13 protein-coding genes are annotated in these 15193 nt (G+C 37.0%); 11 read left to right on the top strand and 2 right to left on the bottom strand.

Annotated elements, in window-relative coordinates:
* Positions 1–148 precede the first annotated feature (148 nt).
* From CSE16_RS17220 to CSE16_RS17175, 10 genes are all read left to right on the top strand, one after another.
* Positions 149–1786 carry a YceG family protein gene (locus CSE16_RS17220; protein WP_099425028.1) on the top strand — a complete coding sequence of 546 codons (1638 nt, stop codon included), beginning with the start codon at positions 149–151 and terminating at the stop codon, positions 1784–1786.
* Positions 1787–1869: 83 nt separating this feature from the next.
* On the top strand, positions 1870–2490 hold the full coding sequence (locus CSE16_RS17215; protein ID WP_099425027.1) for a TerD family protein: 621 nt from the start codon (positions 1870–1872) through the stop codon (positions 2488–2490).
* An 18-nt stretch (positions 2491–2508) separates the two neighbouring features.
* A complete protein-coding gene (locus CSE16_RS17210; RefSeq protein ID WP_099425026.1) occupies positions 2509–3084 on the top strand; it encodes a TerD family protein in 576 nt (191 codons plus the stop codon).
* A gap of 142 nt (positions 3085–3226) precedes the next feature.
* Entirely contained in the window at positions 3227–3805 is a 579-nt protein-coding gene (locus tag CSE16_RS17205) for a TerD family protein (RefSeq protein WP_099425025.1), read from the top strand.
* Positions 3806–4093: 288 nt separating this feature from the next.
* The gene (locus tag CSE16_RS17200) at positions 4094–5449 is read left to right on the top strand and encodes a phosphoribosyltransferase family protein (RefSeq protein WP_099425024.1); all 1356 of its coding nucleotides are present in this window, start codon (positions 4094–4096) and stop codon (positions 5447–5449) included.
* Entirely contained in the window at positions 5436–6545 is a 1110-nt protein-coding gene (locus CSE16_RS17195; protein ID WP_099425023.1) for a cysteine protease StiP family protein, read from the top strand. The genes CSE16_RS17200 and CSE16_RS17195 overlap by 14 nt, the downstream gene beginning before the upstream one ends.
* The gene (locus CSE16_RS17190) at positions 6546–7334 is read left to right on the top strand and encodes an HAD family hydrolase (RefSeq protein WP_099425022.1); all 789 of its coding nucleotides are present in this window, start codon (positions 6546–6548) and stop codon (positions 7332–7334) included.
* A 294-nt stretch (positions 7335–7628) separates the two neighbouring features.
* Positions 7629–7838 carry a hypothetical protein gene (locus CSE16_RS17185; protein ID WP_099425021.1) on the top strand — a complete coding sequence of 70 codons (210 nt, stop codon included), beginning with the start codon at positions 7629–7631 and terminating at the stop codon, positions 7836–7838.
* Positions 7839–8117: 279 nt separating this feature from the next.
* Complete coding sequence (locus tag CSE16_RS17180; protein ID WP_253896107.1) at positions 8118–9443, top strand: AAA family ATPase; 1326 nt, start codon at positions 8118–8120, stop codon at positions 9441–9443.
* Entirely contained in the window at positions 9436–10155 is a 720-nt protein-coding gene (locus CSE16_RS17175) for a hypothetical protein (RefSeq protein WP_099425020.1), read from the top strand. Before CSE16_RS17180 ends, CSE16_RS17175 begins: the two co-directional genes overlap by 8 nt.
* Before the next feature lie 83 nt (positions 10156–10238).
* Here CSE16_RS17175 and CSE16_RS17170 read toward each other — a convergent pair whose 3' ends face one another.
* Entirely contained in the window at positions 10239–10904 is a 666-nt protein-coding gene (locus CSE16_RS17170) for an HAD family hydrolase (RefSeq protein WP_099425019.1), read from the bottom strand.
* 135 nt (positions 10905–11039) lie between these two features.
* On the bottom strand, positions 11040–11765 hold the full coding sequence (locus CSE16_RS17165) for a 3-ketoacyl-ACP reductase (RefSeq protein WP_099425018.1): 726 nt from the start codon (positions 11763–11765) through the stop codon (positions 11040–11042).
* Between the two features lie 143 nt (positions 11766–11908).
* Between CSE16_RS17165 and CSE16_RS17160 the strand changes: the two genes are divergently transcribed.
* Entirely contained in the window at positions 11909–15088 is a 3180-nt protein-coding gene (locus CSE16_RS17160; RefSeq protein WP_099425017.1) for a DEAD/DEAH box helicase, read from the top strand.
* The last annotated feature ends 105 nt before the right edge of the window (positions 15089–15193 follow it).

Genomic DNA, 15193 nt, shown 5'->3' with positions numbered 1-15193 from the left:
AAGTAAAACAAAACGATTGGTTAATTCATGCACATGTTTTGGAAAAGCTCGAAAATTTGCTATGATAAATGAAACTAAACTTCTACTTTAAACGTATATTAATAAGAAGCTCAAAAATGTTTAACGATTAGTAGACTGGAGTGAGGGAATGATACGATTTAAACCACATGATTTCGTAGACAATACAAAAACGTGGGAAGAAATCATTTCGACAAAATTACATACTAGGCCAATTTATTTGGAAACGAGTGGAGAATTACAATATTCACGTGTCGCAAAGCAATTATTAGGTATTGATGATAGTGAATATGACATGCAGGAATATTTGTACACGTTAACGAATAAAGAAATTGGTTGGACGCTACTTTTTCATAATATGCCGAAAGTAATTGATCCCCAGATGCGGACTGAGATTGTGAATATTTTGCAAATGCATCGAGAAAATCCAATTTCGATTAATCGTTTCATGGCGTTTTTTGCAGGAAAACAATTATTACCACTGATGAATACACCGTACCGAAATCATTTTGTGAATACATTACAAAGTTGGTTAGAGCTTATACAAATTCGCTATCCAGGTTTAATTAGCAATCAGTTGCAGCGGATCTTTTTAGATTTTGTGAAATGGTCCAATCATTTCTTTCCTTTATGGCTAAAGCAAGCGCCATTTGAGTCTTCGATGCCACGCGTACTATGGTATGGCCCTGCGAAAGAAAGTGAAGTGTATTTCTTATACTTCTTATATTTATTTGGCTGTGACCTCGTCGTATTTGAGCCAGATGGTGAAAATATATTTGAACCATTTGGGCTTACGACTATTCCAACTGAAGTGCTAGCAAATAAAGGTACGCTATTTGATTTCCCATTTGACAAGCCGATGCGTGTGCAAACGGTTACATCACGAGCTTCAGAGCAAGTAAGTGAGCATTTGTATAATAATTCGGCATTGAACTACCCGTGGAAATACGCAGAGTATGAAACACGAACACGAATATTAAATACAACATACGATGAATTATTTATTTTGTCGGATGCCCACTTATATTTACGTGATGGTTTTGAGGAAGAGGATGGCGTCATCTATTTGCCTGTGTTATTTGCGAAAGTGGAAGGGCTATCACTTGATCAGACGGATTATACACGTAAAATACGTAAGCTACATGAGCAGGAAATGACCTATACCGCTACTAGTTTCCCGCTGCTGCCATTGCAAAAGAGTAATATGCAGTTTCATATGCGTGATGCGAGCACTAATGGACAGTTGGATGTGGAAAAAATAATGCAACTGTCGATATGGCCGTGTAAAAACATGCCTCTCGGTGCACAGCGGAATATTGCGAATACAATGATTCGCTTTATCGAAAATGACTATGTTCAGCCGCTACCACAACAATCAAAAGTGGAGCATGCGCAATATTTATTTGGGCAACTCATGCTAATCCCTGACGAAATCATTCGCTTGTATCAACAATTTGACTATAGTTATTTAAACCCAACGATTCTTATTTTTAAAGAAGAAGCAAGTGGGCAAATGCAACGTCAAGATGCTGTGCTATTATTATTTGCAAGTATGCTTGGATTTGATGTCATAATTTGTAGTCCTGGTGGCTCACGTAGTATTGAACATTTTATTACAGGACATCTGCTCAATACACATCGTCTTGAGAAAATTAGTTTTGATGAAACACTTGCCAAAACGTTAAACGCATCATTAGCAAAAGATGCAACAGATCGAAAATTAGATTTAAAAACAATGTTCCGTCGTATTTCGAAAAAGTTAAAATAACGGGCAGTAAAATTTGTATTATTATGTCAAAAAACATAAAGTGAATAATAGGTTGAATAATATAGTTGCTAGGAGGAGTTAGTATGTCGATTAACTTACAAAAGGGTCAACGAGTTGATTTAACAAAAGGTAATACAGGATTAAATAAAATTAGAGTTGGTTTAGGATGGGATCCTGTCCAACAAAAGTCAAGCGGTGGTTTATTCGGCGGATTATTTGGTGGTAGTGGTGGTTCTAAAGGGGCAAATGTTGACTGCGACTCTTCCGTTATTCTCTTGAAAGGTGACCGTTTAGCGGCTAAAGAGGATGTCATCTATTTTGGGAATTTAAAAGGTGCAAACGGTGCAGTTGTCCATTCAGGAGATAACTTAACTGGTGCTGGTGAAGGTGATGACGAACAAGTTGTTGTTGAGTTAAAGTCTGTCCCAGCGGATTATAATCGCTTAGTTTTCGTTGTTAATATTTATGAAGCGGCACAACGTAAACAACATTTTGGTATGATACAAAATGCATTTATTCGTGTTGTGAATGTGACAACGAATGAAGAGTTATTAAAATATAATTTAACTGATAATTATTCTGATCAAACAACATTAATTACTGGCGAAATTTACCGACATGAAAATGAATGGAAATTCGCTGCACTAGGTACAGGTACACAAGATAATTCAATCGGTGAAGTAGTTAGAAAATATCAATCATAATTGAGGAGTGAATTGAACATGGTAGTTTCATTATCAAAAGGTCAAAAAGTAGATTTAACAAAGTCAAATCCAGGGTTAACAAAGGTAAGTGTTGGTTTAGGTTGGGATACAAATAAATACGATGGTGGAAAGGATTTCGACCTTGATTCATCGATTTTCTTATTAGAAGGAAATGGAAAAGTGACAGGCGCAGAAGGCTTTGTCTTTTACAATAATACTACAGGTGGTAATGGTTCGGTTGTCCATTCAGGTGACAATTTAACAGGAGCTGGAACAGGTGATGATGAGGTAGTATATGTAGATTTACAGGCAGTTCCAGCCAACATTGAGAAAGTAACATTTGCCGTTACCATTCATGACGGTGAAAGTCGCGGTCAAAACTTTGGTATGGTTTCAAATGCATTTATTCGTGTATTCAACGATTCAGGAGAGTTAATCCGATATGATTTAGGGGAAGATTTCTCGATCGAAACAGCGCTCGTTGTTGGAGAATTATACCGCCACAATGGTGAATGGAAATTTGCTGCAATCGGATCTGGTTATCAAGGCGGATTAGCGGCATTATGTAATGATTTTGGCTTGCAAATTGGTTAACTGCTTCAGCAGAAGCAAGTTAACGCCCTGGCGGATGTCACAGATTTTTTAGAGGAGTTTTCGAGCATGCTCGAAAAAAATCTGGACGCAATTACGCCACGGAGTAATTGAATCATATATAAAGAAATAGGGGGAATTTCACATGGCAATTCAATTAAGCAAAGGCCAACGAATTGATTTAACAAAAGGCAATCCAGCACTACAAAATATTATCGTTGGTTTAGGTTGGGATGTGAAAAATTTTGATGGAGGCGCTGCATTTGATTTAGATGCTTCGGTATTTCTATTAAATGATCAAGGGAAGTGCCGTCAAGATTTAGACTTCGTTTTTTATAATAACTTAGTAAGTATCGATGGTTCTGTAGAGCATACGGGTGATAATTTGACAGGTGAAGGGGACGGCGATGATGAGAAAATCAAAGTCCATTTAAATAAAATTGCGTCTGATGTACATCGCATCGCGATTACTGTCACAATTCATGATGCTGAAAATCGCCGTCAAAACTTTGGACAAGTAACGAATGCATTTGTTCGCATAGTTGACGAAGATTTAGGTACAGAAATTTTACGTTTTGATTTAGGGGAAGATTTCTCAATTGAAACAGCCGTTGTTTTTTGCGAATTGTATCGTAATGGTAATGAGTGGAAGTTCAATGCGGTTGGATCAGGCTATCAAGGTGGCTTAGCGGCACTTGTAAATACTTATGGTTTAAATGCCTAAAACAAAAGGATTTAACGAATTTTTTTGTAAAGGATAGGAATATTAGCAACATGGTGTAATGAAGAATTTATAGCTTTTTAACTTGGGGAAGACAATTTTATGTCATTCCCCTTTTTATGATATTTAATTTATTAGAGATTGCTTAACACATATTTAGTATGGCAATAAAATGAATGAAATGAAACCACATAAAATGTGGGCAACACGAATATTGAGGCATGCAGAAGCGAATTGCGTATTGAATCCACAATTTAACTACGAGGACTAATTGCAAAGGAAGGTTTCCCGATGAGTGTATATAATTTGTTAAATAAATTAACGGCTGAAGTTAATATTACAGCCAACCGTTACGAATTTGAACCGTCGCATTTTTTTGATATGGCATTGCGTATAAATAAAAATCGAAGCTTCTTATTTGTAAGTAAGGTGCTCGGGAAACATTTAGCTGTAGCACCACAAATTCCGATTTTAACAGGTTATTTATTAGCGCATTATTTCCTTGAAACCCGTCAGCATCAACAACAAGAAACGACAGCGACAATTATTTATGCGCTTAAACAGCATGAAAAATTACAACAAACATTACAGGAAGTTCGAACACAGCCGATTGAATCAAAAAAACCACTCACAATTATTGGCTTTGCAGAAACGGCTACGGCTTTAGGTCATGCCTTTTTTGAAGCGTTTACCGGTGATGCACGCTATATTCATACGACGCGTGAACAGCTTGTTGACTGCACACCGATCATTACATTTGAAGAAGAACATTCACATGCGTCGAGCCATCGTTTATATGCAGACCCTACTTTTTTTGATGGAGAATCCGAGGTTGTACTCGTTGATGATGAAATGACGACGGGCAAAACAAATCGAAATATAATTAAGCAAATACATACAGCGTATCCACATATTAAGGTTTACACACTCGTAGCGATTTTAGATTGGCGAAATGATGTACATAAGCAAGCATTCGCCGATTTAGCGAATGAACTGAATATCGAAATCCATTCGGTAGCCCTTATGCAAGGGGATATTACGATAAAGACAACTGGGGAACTACCCGAGGCACAAAGAGTCGAGTATCCAAAAGTAGTTGTGGATGAGGATGAACAGGTATTTTCGTTGGAACAAACGTTACAAAATGACTTAGTCAAACACCGCACATTGGATGAGCAAAATGGCATCCATCAGGCGAATTATTATAAGGGAAGTGGGCGTTTTGCATTAAACGCTAAACAGCAAGTAGCCTATTATGAGCGATTGAATTTCGTCATTGAAAATTTAAATTCAATGCGGACGGGCGAAAAATGTCTAGTTTTAGGTACTGGGGAGTTCATGTATACCCCTATGTATATTGCAGCTCAATTAGATGGAAATGTATTTTATCATTCAACGACCCGCAGTCCTATTTATGCGCATGAAGATTCACTCATTTATCATAAAATGTTGTTTAAAAGTCCCGAATATCCAGGTGTACCGAATTATTTATACAATATCAGACCAGAACAGTATGATGATATTTTTCTCATTTTCGAACGCATTTTAGATGAGGAAGCACTATTGATGGTCGTTAAACAATTACAACGACTTGCAAAAAATGTACAGATTGTCGTAGTAGGAGGCGATTCCTATGCAAATTTATGAACCAGATAAAATGGGGAGCTATGATGAAAATGACGTTATTTTTTTGCTGCGCGACATTAGTCATTTACATGTTGAAGTAAATACGGAAGACCGAGAAAAGAAAATTCAATCAGGTTTAGCTCATTATTCTGAAATGTTACCTATTGAATTCCAGCCAAATGAGCAATATATGCAACTGTATGAACAAATGCTAGAAAGATATTCCGGTAAAATTGCTCGATGTGTAGCATTATTAAGTGAGAAAGTGATTATGTTACGCGGTTTGGATAATTTAGTGCTCGTTAGTTTAGCGCGTGCGGGTACACCGATTGGGATATTAATGAAACGTTACGTGCAGTTTGCCTATGAAGTGGATGTCCCACATTACTCGATTTCCATTTTGTGTGGTCGAGGGATCGATAACGCGGCACTTCATTATATTACGACAAAGCACCCACATGGAAATGTTCAATTTATCGATGGTTGGACAGGGAAAGGTGCCATTACAATCGAGTTGGAACAGTCGATTACGAAGTGGAATGAAACGAGTCAAAAGCAGTTAGACGCTGAGTTAGCTGTATTAGCTGATCCGGGACATTGCGTTAAACTTTACGGAACTCGGGATGATTTTTTAATTCCATCGGCGTGCTTAAATTCAACTGTATCTGGGCTCGTTAGTCGCACCGTTTTCAATAAGACGTTAATAAAGGCGAACGATTTTCACGGTGCTAAGTATTATAAAGAGCTACAAGATGTCGATGTATCAACTGCTTATATTGATGCAATTAATCAATCTTTAAACATGGAGCTCGTTGAAAAAGTACAGGTGGAAGTAAAAGAGCAAAAAGTAGAGTCAGCGCCTAGTTGGAAAGGGATTCACTGTGTGGAACAAATTCAACAGCAATTTGCTATTACAAATCGTAATTTTATTAAGCCAGGTGTTGGTGAAACGACGCGTGTGCTATTGCGTCGTGTTCCATGGAAAATTCTTGTGAATCCGACCTCGGAGCAAGATTTGTCCCATATATATATGCTAGCGAAGGAACACGGTGTGCCGATAGAGCCCTATTCGAATATGATTTATTCATGCTGTGGGCTTATTAAGGAGTTGAGATAAATGAAATTATTTACGGCAGATTTGGACCGAACACTTATTTTTTCTAATCGAACAATTGCAAAAGATGAATCAGAGCGCATCTGTATTGAAATGCTAGACGACCAATCCATTTCCTATGTAACGGAAACGATTAAGGAGCGGCTTACGGAAATTCATCATACACTGCAATTTGTTCCTGTAACAACGCGTTCTCGGGAACAATTTGAACGTATTTCATTGTTTCAACAGGATATTATACCAGAAGTAGCTGTTGTCGCAAATGGTGGTATTATTTTGCGCAATGGACAAGTGGATGAGCGATGGGAGCAGCATATTCAACAGGTGATGGAAAATATACAATTGCCAATCAAACAAATCCAACAGCATTTTCAGCATGAATTAGCAGCCCCTTATTTTCTGCACCATCAGCAAGTAGATGAACTGTTTTTTGTTTATTACGTTAACTTAGCGCAAGTGGATTTGGCCGAAATTCAGCACTTAAAGAGCAAGTTGAATGCTTGTGGCTGGTCTTGTTATTTGCAAGGTCGCAAGTTTTATGTGGTGCCGCAAGAAATAACGAAGGGCGCTGCGGTAGCCTATTTAAAAAATCATACGAACTACGACAAACATTACGCAGCCGGAGATTCATTACTTGATGTCAGCATGATGTATTTAGCAGATCGAAGCTTTGCGCCACTACATGGGGAAATTGCTGATTATCCAGAAAAATATGGTGATATCGAAATTATTAAAAAAAAAGGTGCTTTTTTTGCTGAACATTGTTTACTTGAAATTTTGCAAAACATATAACAGGTATTGTGGAACGGTTAATCTATATAAAATAAGGAATATAATTCCCACCTATGGAGATTTAAACAAAGGAAAGTGTCTTACAATAAAAAGAAAATTTGAATGCACAAAATTATATCAATTATGCCTCGGTGTAATTGATTGTAATCAGTATTAGATAACTATAAAAATACCCTCACATGAAAATCGGAAACATTTCCGACCGCCCAACTACAACAAGAATCAAAAAAATGCTATAATAGAGCACTTAGATAGATTAGGAATTGTTAAGCCTAATTGGAAGGATGTTTGAATATGAATAAAAAATGGACGATTGACAAGATCCGTGAGTTTGTAGCAAAAAATTCAGAGAGTAAATTGCTTTCTACTGAGTATCATGGATTTTCGCAAAAGTTATTATTTAAATGCTCATGTGGCCAAAATTTCGAAAAAACGTTTACGAAATTTAAAAGTAATAATCAAAGAAATTGTGAAGAATGTGTAGCACCGAGAGAATCACGATAAAGTGACATTCCAGTTTTCACTGGAGTGCTTTTATCATACAAAAAATAGTTTAAAAATCCGCCATTTTCAGCAATGTTGAAAATGGTGTTTTTTTTGTACACTCACTTTTTTGTTTAAGTACCCAAATAATAAATTCAATTTTTGAATTAATGTATATTCATTAAAATAAGGTGAATAGTATAATTAAAATTCGATTTGATAAAAAAATAATCATATATTAAATTAATTGGGTTTGTTATACTTCTTTAAAATATGTAATTGAAAGATTGGGGAATTAAATTGGGGAAAATAATTCGTATAAAAAGTGTTCGTATTAATCATTTAAAAAATGTGAAAAAAGGTGAATTTAATACAAATTCGGACTTCAGTAAATATGAAGCGGATGTCATTGGTTTTTATGGTCAAAATGGATCGGGTAAAACGGCAGTAGTCGAAGCATTTAGTTTATTAAAAAGTTTATTGAATTCCTATACATTACCAATGAATAAAGAGAAGTTGATTTATTTTAAAGAAAAAAATGTAGAACTTCAATTTGAATTTTTAATTACAAATGAGTTGGGCGAGTATTTTGTTAAATATCATGTCATTTTGCAAGAAGGTACGGATAAGCTTAGCGTTTTAGGTGAAAATTTATATTATAAAGAAAATGCCAGTGGCAAGAGATACAAGGAAATCATATCGAAAAACGAGCGAAGCATTTCATTTCGAAATAAAAAATTGGAAGCATTTTCAGAGATGAATCGAGTAAATATGATGGTAGCGGATCGGATGGCTGAAGCAAATGCCACTTCATTCATATTTCGAAAAGAGCTGAAAGATGTTTATGAAGCATTTTTAAGTGACGAAGAACAGGAAATAATCATTAATTTACGCCAAGATTTTAATAAGGATTTTCATGTAATTGATACGATTCAATATGGATTATTAGTTGCAAATCTTATTATGCCTTTCAGTATTCATCTTGAAAATTTAAGAGGTAATATTCCTTATGAATTACGAGATACAATGCTATTGTCCCAAGAAATGTTTACGACAATCCAAAAAGTCATAGATCAAACCAATGTTGTATTAAGAACGATTATCCCAGGGCTTTACGTGAAAGTTCGTAAAATTAATATGGAAAAAATGAGCAATGGAAAAGATGGTATTCGATTTGAATTTTTATCGGTGAAAGATAAAATCGAGCTGCCTCTCCGTTGTGAATCACAAGGGGTACTGAAGATTATTTCCATTTTAAGTACGTTAATTGCGGTTTATAACAATCCAAATGCATGTGTGGTCATTGATGAATTGGATGCGGGGATTTTTGAATATTTATTAGGTGAGATGTTAGAGGTCATTAGTGAAAATGGTAAAGGGCAATTATTTTTCACGTCCCATAATTTACGTATTTTAGAAGTGCTGCCGATTCAAAACTTATGGTTTACGACGTTAAATGAAGAACAGCGCTATTTACAACTAAAAGGTGTAAAAAAATTAAGCAATGCGCGGGATATTTATTTACGGGCTGTCCAATTGGGTGGACAGGATGAACCAATTTACAATGAAACTAATATGTATGACATTAAGAAATCATTTAGGAAAGCAGGGAGGATAATTGACTAATGCTCAAAAGAAAGTAGTTATTTTATTAGTTGAAGGTGATACGGATGAAACGTTACTAATTGAGCGATTAAGGCAATTATTTAAAGAGAAAGAAATTCGATTTGAGCCATACAGAGGGGATATCTTTTATCAAATTAATCAAAAGTCAAAACCAATTAAAAAACTGATTGGTGATAAAGTGAAAGAGGTTTTAATTAAAAGAAGGTTTAACTCGTCGGACATATTAGTTGTGTTGCATATTTTGGATACAGATGGCTGTTTTGTGGGGCCGTCCAATATTACGATTGATGCCGAGCAAAGTGGTTTAACGAAGTATTTAGAGGGATGCATCAGTGTAAGTTCTGAAACGCAAAAAGGAAAAATGGAAGAAAGAAATTTAGTGCGATCTAGAAATATTCAAATAATGAAAACAGCAGCGTATATTTCCACGTTTAGTTATCAGCTTTATTATTTTTCAAGAAATTTAGAGCATGTATTATTCAATGAAATGAATCCTGAAAAAGGCTCAAAGATGGAAAAAGTGGAGAACTTTTTAGATGATTTGACGATACCGGTTGAAGAGTTTTTAAACCAATTTATGCCTGTTTCAAGAAATGAAAGTTGCGAGGATACGTATAAAGCAAGCTGGGATTTCATTTCTGAGGACATCAATTCATTAAAGCGTGCCACAAATGTACCATTAATTTTTGATCTTTTGAATGAAATAAGATAGGGGTTTTCGATGTTTGCAAGTGTGCAGGAAGTTCAAATGCCGGGCACTAAGGAATGAGTGTCCGGCAACTAGAAGTCGCTTACTTATGTAATGGGTACGCGGGAAAAAAGATTCTTGAACTCAAGGACAGAATCGATAATATGCGTCGCTCCAGCCATTTCTAATTCTTGACGGCTTCCATAGCCAAAGGTCACGCCAATCGAAGGCATGTTATTTTCGTTGGCACCAATTATATCATGGAGTCGATCACCAATCATTACACATTGTTTTACATTATCTAGTTTTAGCTGATGAATGATTTCCTCAATTACTGCTCCTTTAGAAGTGCGTGTACCATCTAATTCACTCCCCATAATGCAATCAAAATAATGATGAAGTTCAAAATGATTTAAAATTTGCTCGGCAAACACAGTAGGCTTTGAAGTGGCAATAGCTAATTGATAGCCTGCTGTTTTTAATTGTTTTAACATCTCGGGTACGCCTTCGTAAACTTTATTTTCGTACATGCCTTTTTCTTGAAAGCGTTGACGATAAAACATGAGTGCGTCTGCAATTTGTTGCTCGTTAAATTGATACAATTCTTTAAAGGTCACTTGAAGTGGCGGACCGATAAATGGGGTTAAATTGTCTAAATTATCCACTACAATGTCCAATTTTCCTAGAGCATACTGTACACTTTTCGTAATGCCCTCTTTTGGATCTGTTAGTGTTCCATCTAAATCAAATAATATGACTTCATAATTACTCAATATTCCCACTCCTTTTCCATAATTTCGGATAAAGTTTTGAAATGTTAAAGTTTTAAAAAAGGTTCGCTTGAATAGTAAGCTCTAAAAACAAAAAACTGAGCTGACTAGACTTTACTAGTAGCTCAGTTTTTTTGATCAAAATGGATTTGTTGTAATCATTGTTGCGTTTTTTAAGTAAACGCGTTTGTTTAGTTTTAGCTGGGCAACGATTAGCTCGGCCATATCTTCCGCTTGCATTAATCGTTCAGCTTTCGCCTCGTCAATTAAGTTCATTTCACGTGCTAAGTCTGTAACGACCGTACTTGGCGTAAGAGCTGTTACACGGATATTGTTGCGGCGAACTTCTTGTGCTAGTGATTCTGTAAAACCGATAACAGCAAATTTTGACGCGCTGTATGCACTTGAAGTAGCTGCGCCGCCAAGGCCTGCTGTTGACGAAATATTAATAATATCGCCGCCATTTTTTTCAATTAGCTGTGGTAAAACGGTACGTGTAACATTATATGTACCAAATAAATTAACATCCACGATTTCCTTCCATTCTGTTGGATCCATGTCTAGTACGCTGCCAAAATTACCGATACCCGCATTATTTATTAAAATATCAGCAGAACCAAGCTGCTCTGTTAAGGAAGCAATGGCTGTTTCGACTTCTGCTAAATTAGCAACGTTCGCTACTGCATACGCTGTGTTTACTCCTAGTGCTTTTAACTCCGTTGCAACGGTTTGTAGTGAATCTTCGTTACGAGCGATCAAACCGATATGCACCCCTTCGTTCGCAAGTGCGATAGCTGTTGCTTTTCCAATACCTCGTGCTGCACCTGTAATAAAGGCGATTTTTCCTTGTAATGTCTGTGCCATATGAACAACTCCTTGTTTTGTTAGAATAGTTATATGATAGCATGTTTAATCACTTTTTCCTGTTATTTGCACACGCGATAATAGCTAATTGTTTATGTTATGATTGTCAAAAAAGGATGGACTAGTAAGAAGGAGCAGAGGACATGGACATTAAAATCAATCAGAAAATTATTAAAGAAATGTGTGGAACTGTCTCCTTCAAAAGAGGAGAAGCTTTTTTCCGAGCGGGGAAAGTAAACGTACATGAACAAAATGTAGACTTGTGTAAGGCGATTGTACATGGGGGAGAGGTTTTTAATGTCACAATAGAAAAAGATGAGCAAGGTCGTATACAGACGTCTTGTAGCTGCCCGGAACTTGCAGGTTTTAGTATGAGTTGTCAACATGTGGCTGCTGTTTTAATCGCCCTCCATGAACAGCAAAAACTGGGGCGTTCTTCGGGTGAAAATCAGCTGTCAGCAGAATTCATGACGTTATTTCAACAGAAACAAGCACGGAAAAGTCGCCATCAGCTTCATTTTGAAAAAAGACAAGTATTGGACGTTCAGTTTTTATTGAAGCCTTTTGCGATTGGGCAAGGGCAATACTTATTTAGCATCGAGCTTTTAATCGGTCACATGAAGGTCACACCGATTCGAGATTTTCTTCAGCTAGTGAACAAAGGCAAACCTTGCGCAATAACATTAAACTTTACCTTTGATCCGAATGAACATTGCTTTGTTAGTGAAGTAGACGCGGTACTACATCAATTGATCCGTGTTGCCCGTGATGAACAAATGTTTATCGATGCGCTACCATATGAGGTGAGCAGTAGCCAGGAAGGTATACTTATTCCTCCGTCTGCTTGGAGAGGGCTTTTGTCTTTACTTATAGAAACGCCCGATGTGTTGCTTGAACAGCATCGACAAGTCAACCAGCCATTACGTCTTGCGGAGGGAGTACCACCATTACAATTTCGAGTGGAAGATCAAGGGGATCACTATCAATTGCAGATTGCGGGATTTGATAAAATGACGCTTTTCAGTGCCTATCGATGTGTAGTTAGTAATGGCTGTGTATACCAATTAGAAGAACAGGATTGCGAACGTTTAACGGAACTGCAGCACATGCTTGTAGAGCCGAATACAAGCGTTGTACCGATTCTACATGACCAAATGAATCAGTTTTTGAAAACGGTCATACCTGGTTTACGTAAGCTTGGACAGGTCACATTTAGTGATCGGTTGATGAAGGAAATGATGACAACACCACTCGTTGCAAAGCTTTACTTAGATCGTCTGAAAAATAGGTTGTTGGTGGGGTTAGAATTTCACTATGACCATGTCGTTATTCAACCTTTGGAAAGTCCAGAAGCCATAGCAGATTTAACGGTTATTCGGGATGAGCAAAAGGAACGGGAAATTCTTGAGCTTATGGATTCGAGCGGCTTTACGAAGACTGATGGCGGCTATTTTATGCAAAATGAAGAATTGGAATATGCCTTTTTATATCATGTTATGCCAGCACTTCAACAGCGTACGCAAATTTATGCGACAACTGCTGTGCGAAATAGAATAGTTAAAACAACGACCTTTCCAAAAATCGTTGTCAAAGTGAAACAGGAAAGAACAAATTGGCTAGAATTCAAATTTGAGATGGATGGCATTACAAATAAGGAAACAAAGCACCTTTTACAAGCACTTGAAGTGAAGCAAAAATATTATCGCTTGCCGAATGATTCATTACTTTCTCTTGAAACGAAGGAAATGGAAGAAATTCGCCGTTTTCTGCTAGCAGGTCCGGTGCAAGATGATCATTATGAATCCACATTAACTATGCCTATTTTAGAAAGCCTGAAATTTTTAGAAATGATCGATGAAAGTAATGTATTTACACCAGAACAATCATTCCGCCAGTTTCTTGCGCAATTAATGCAGCCAGAACTGTTGAATTTTGAAGTGCCACCGAGTTTATCAGGCATTTTAAGAGGGTATCAAAAGCAAGGATTTAACTGGATGAAGCAGCTGGCAAGCTACGGATTTGGCGGCGTTTTGGCGGATGATATGGGACTAGGGAAAACGGTGCAAAGTATAGCGTTCATTGTTTCGGAGTTACCGACAATTCGCGTAAAAAAGCAGCCTGTTTTAATTGTGTGTCCGTCCTCATTAACATATAACTGGCTCCATGAAATGATGAAATTTGCGCCTGAGTTACAAGTGCTTGTAATAGATGGTAATCAAGCAGCACGTAAAGCATTACAGAAAGAACATGCCGAGTTGGATGTCCTCATTACTTCCTATCCATTATTGCGCCGTGACTTAGCGTGGTTTGAAAAGCAAATATTTCATACCGTTTTCTTTGATGAGGCACAAGCGTTTAAAAACCCAATGACTCAAACAGCACGAGCCGTTAAAAAGATTAAAGCTGATTATCGTTTTGGTTTAACGGGAACACCTGTCGAGAATAATCAGGAGGAGTTGTGGTCACTGTATCATGTTATTTTTCCGCAGTTATTTCAGGGCTTGGAAGCGTATAGCCACCTATCAAGAAAATCCATTGCGAGGAGAGTTCGGCCATTTTTATTACGCCGTTTAAAAGAGGATGTACTTGTAGAATTGCCTACTAAAAATGAACTATTGGAATCCTCAGAGCTATTAGATGAACAAAAGCAACTGTATGCAGCGTATTTAGCGAAACTGCGAGAGGATACATTTAAACACCTAGACAAAGAAACCTTTAAGAAAAATAAAATTCGTATTTTAGCCGGCTTGACGAGACTACGCCAAATTTGTTGTCACCCGGGCTTGTTTGTTGAAGGTTACAAAGGGAGTTCTGCAAAATTTGAGCAGCTGATTCAAATTCTTGAAGAGTCCAAACATTCGGGGAGACGGGTGTTGATTTTCTCGCAATTTACAAAAATGCTAGAGTTAATTGGGCGGGAGCTTACACGCCAAAATGAAGAGTATTTTTACTTGGATGGTCAAACACCTTCAGAGGAACGCGTCCAACTATGCGATCGATTTAATGAAGGCGAGCGTGATGTTTTTTTAATTTCTTTAAAAGCAGGTGGCACAGGGCTGAATTTAACCGGTGCAGATACAGTAATTTTATATGACTTATGGTGGAATCCAGCGGTTGAGGAACAAGCAGCAAGTCGTGCACACCGAATGGGGCAGAAAAATACGGTGCAAGTCATTAAGCTCATTGCACGCGGGACAATTGAAGAAAAGATGAATGCACTTCAAGACAGAAAGCGGCATCTCATTGCAGATATTATCGATTTTGAAGAAAATGCGACGCCTTCCTTAACAGAAGAAGATATTCGAGAAATTTTGATGATTTAACGTTTTGAGATTGTAATTAATAAAGCATTGGCGTACTCTCAAAAAATAATCATTTTTATAAAAAAATGAGAAACATCATGCCATTTTTCCCTTTATGGAAGAATA

It is taken from the genome of Solibacillus sp. R5-41 (assembly GCF_002736105.1).
GTDB lineage: Bacteria > Bacillota > Bacilli > Bacillales_A > Planococcaceae > Solibacillus.
This window is presented reverse-complemented; position numbering and strand designations above follow the sequence as displayed.

What these genes read in the sequence shown, in the direction of transcription:
- CSE16_RS17220 (WP_099425028.1), top strand. Translation starts at nt 149, where the DNA reads ATGATACGATTTAAACCACATGATTTCGTAGACAATACAAAAACGTGG.
- CSE16_RS17215 (WP_099425027.1), top strand. Translation starts at nt 1,870, where the DNA reads ATGTCGATTAACTTACAAAAGGGTCAACGAGTTGATTTAACAAAAGGT.
- CSE16_RS17210 (WP_099425026.1), top strand. Translation starts at nt 2,509, where the DNA reads ATGGTAGTTTCATTATCAAAAGGTCAAAAAGTAGATTTAACAAAGTCA.
- CSE16_RS17205 (WP_099425025.1), top strand. Translation starts at nt 3,227, where the DNA reads ATGGCAATTCAATTAAGCAAAGGCCAACGAATTGATTTAACAAAAGGC.
- CSE16_RS17200 (WP_099425024.1), top strand. Translation starts at nt 4,094, where the DNA reads ATGAGTGTATATAATTTGTTAAATAAATTAACGGCTGAAGTTAATATT.
- CSE16_RS17195 (WP_099425023.1), top strand. Translation starts at nt 5,436, where the DNA reads ATGCAAATTTATGAACCAGATAAAATGGGGAGCTATGATGAAAATGAC.
- CSE16_RS17190 (WP_099425022.1), top strand. Translation starts at nt 6,546, where the DNA reads ATGAAATTATTTACGGCAGATTTGGACCGAACACTTATTTTTTCTAAT.
- CSE16_RS17185 (WP_099425021.1), top strand. Translation starts at nt 7,629, where the DNA reads ATGAATAAAAAATGGACGATTGACAAGATCCGTGAGTTTGTAGCAAAA.
- CSE16_RS17165 (WP_099425018.1), bottom strand. Translation starts at nt 11,765, where the DNA reads ATGGCACAGACATTACAAGGAAAAATCGCCTTTATTACAGGTGCAGCA.
- CSE16_RS17160 (WP_099425017.1), top strand. Translation starts at nt 11,909, where the DNA reads ATGGACATTAAAATCAATCAGAAAATTATTAAAGAAATGTGTGGAACT.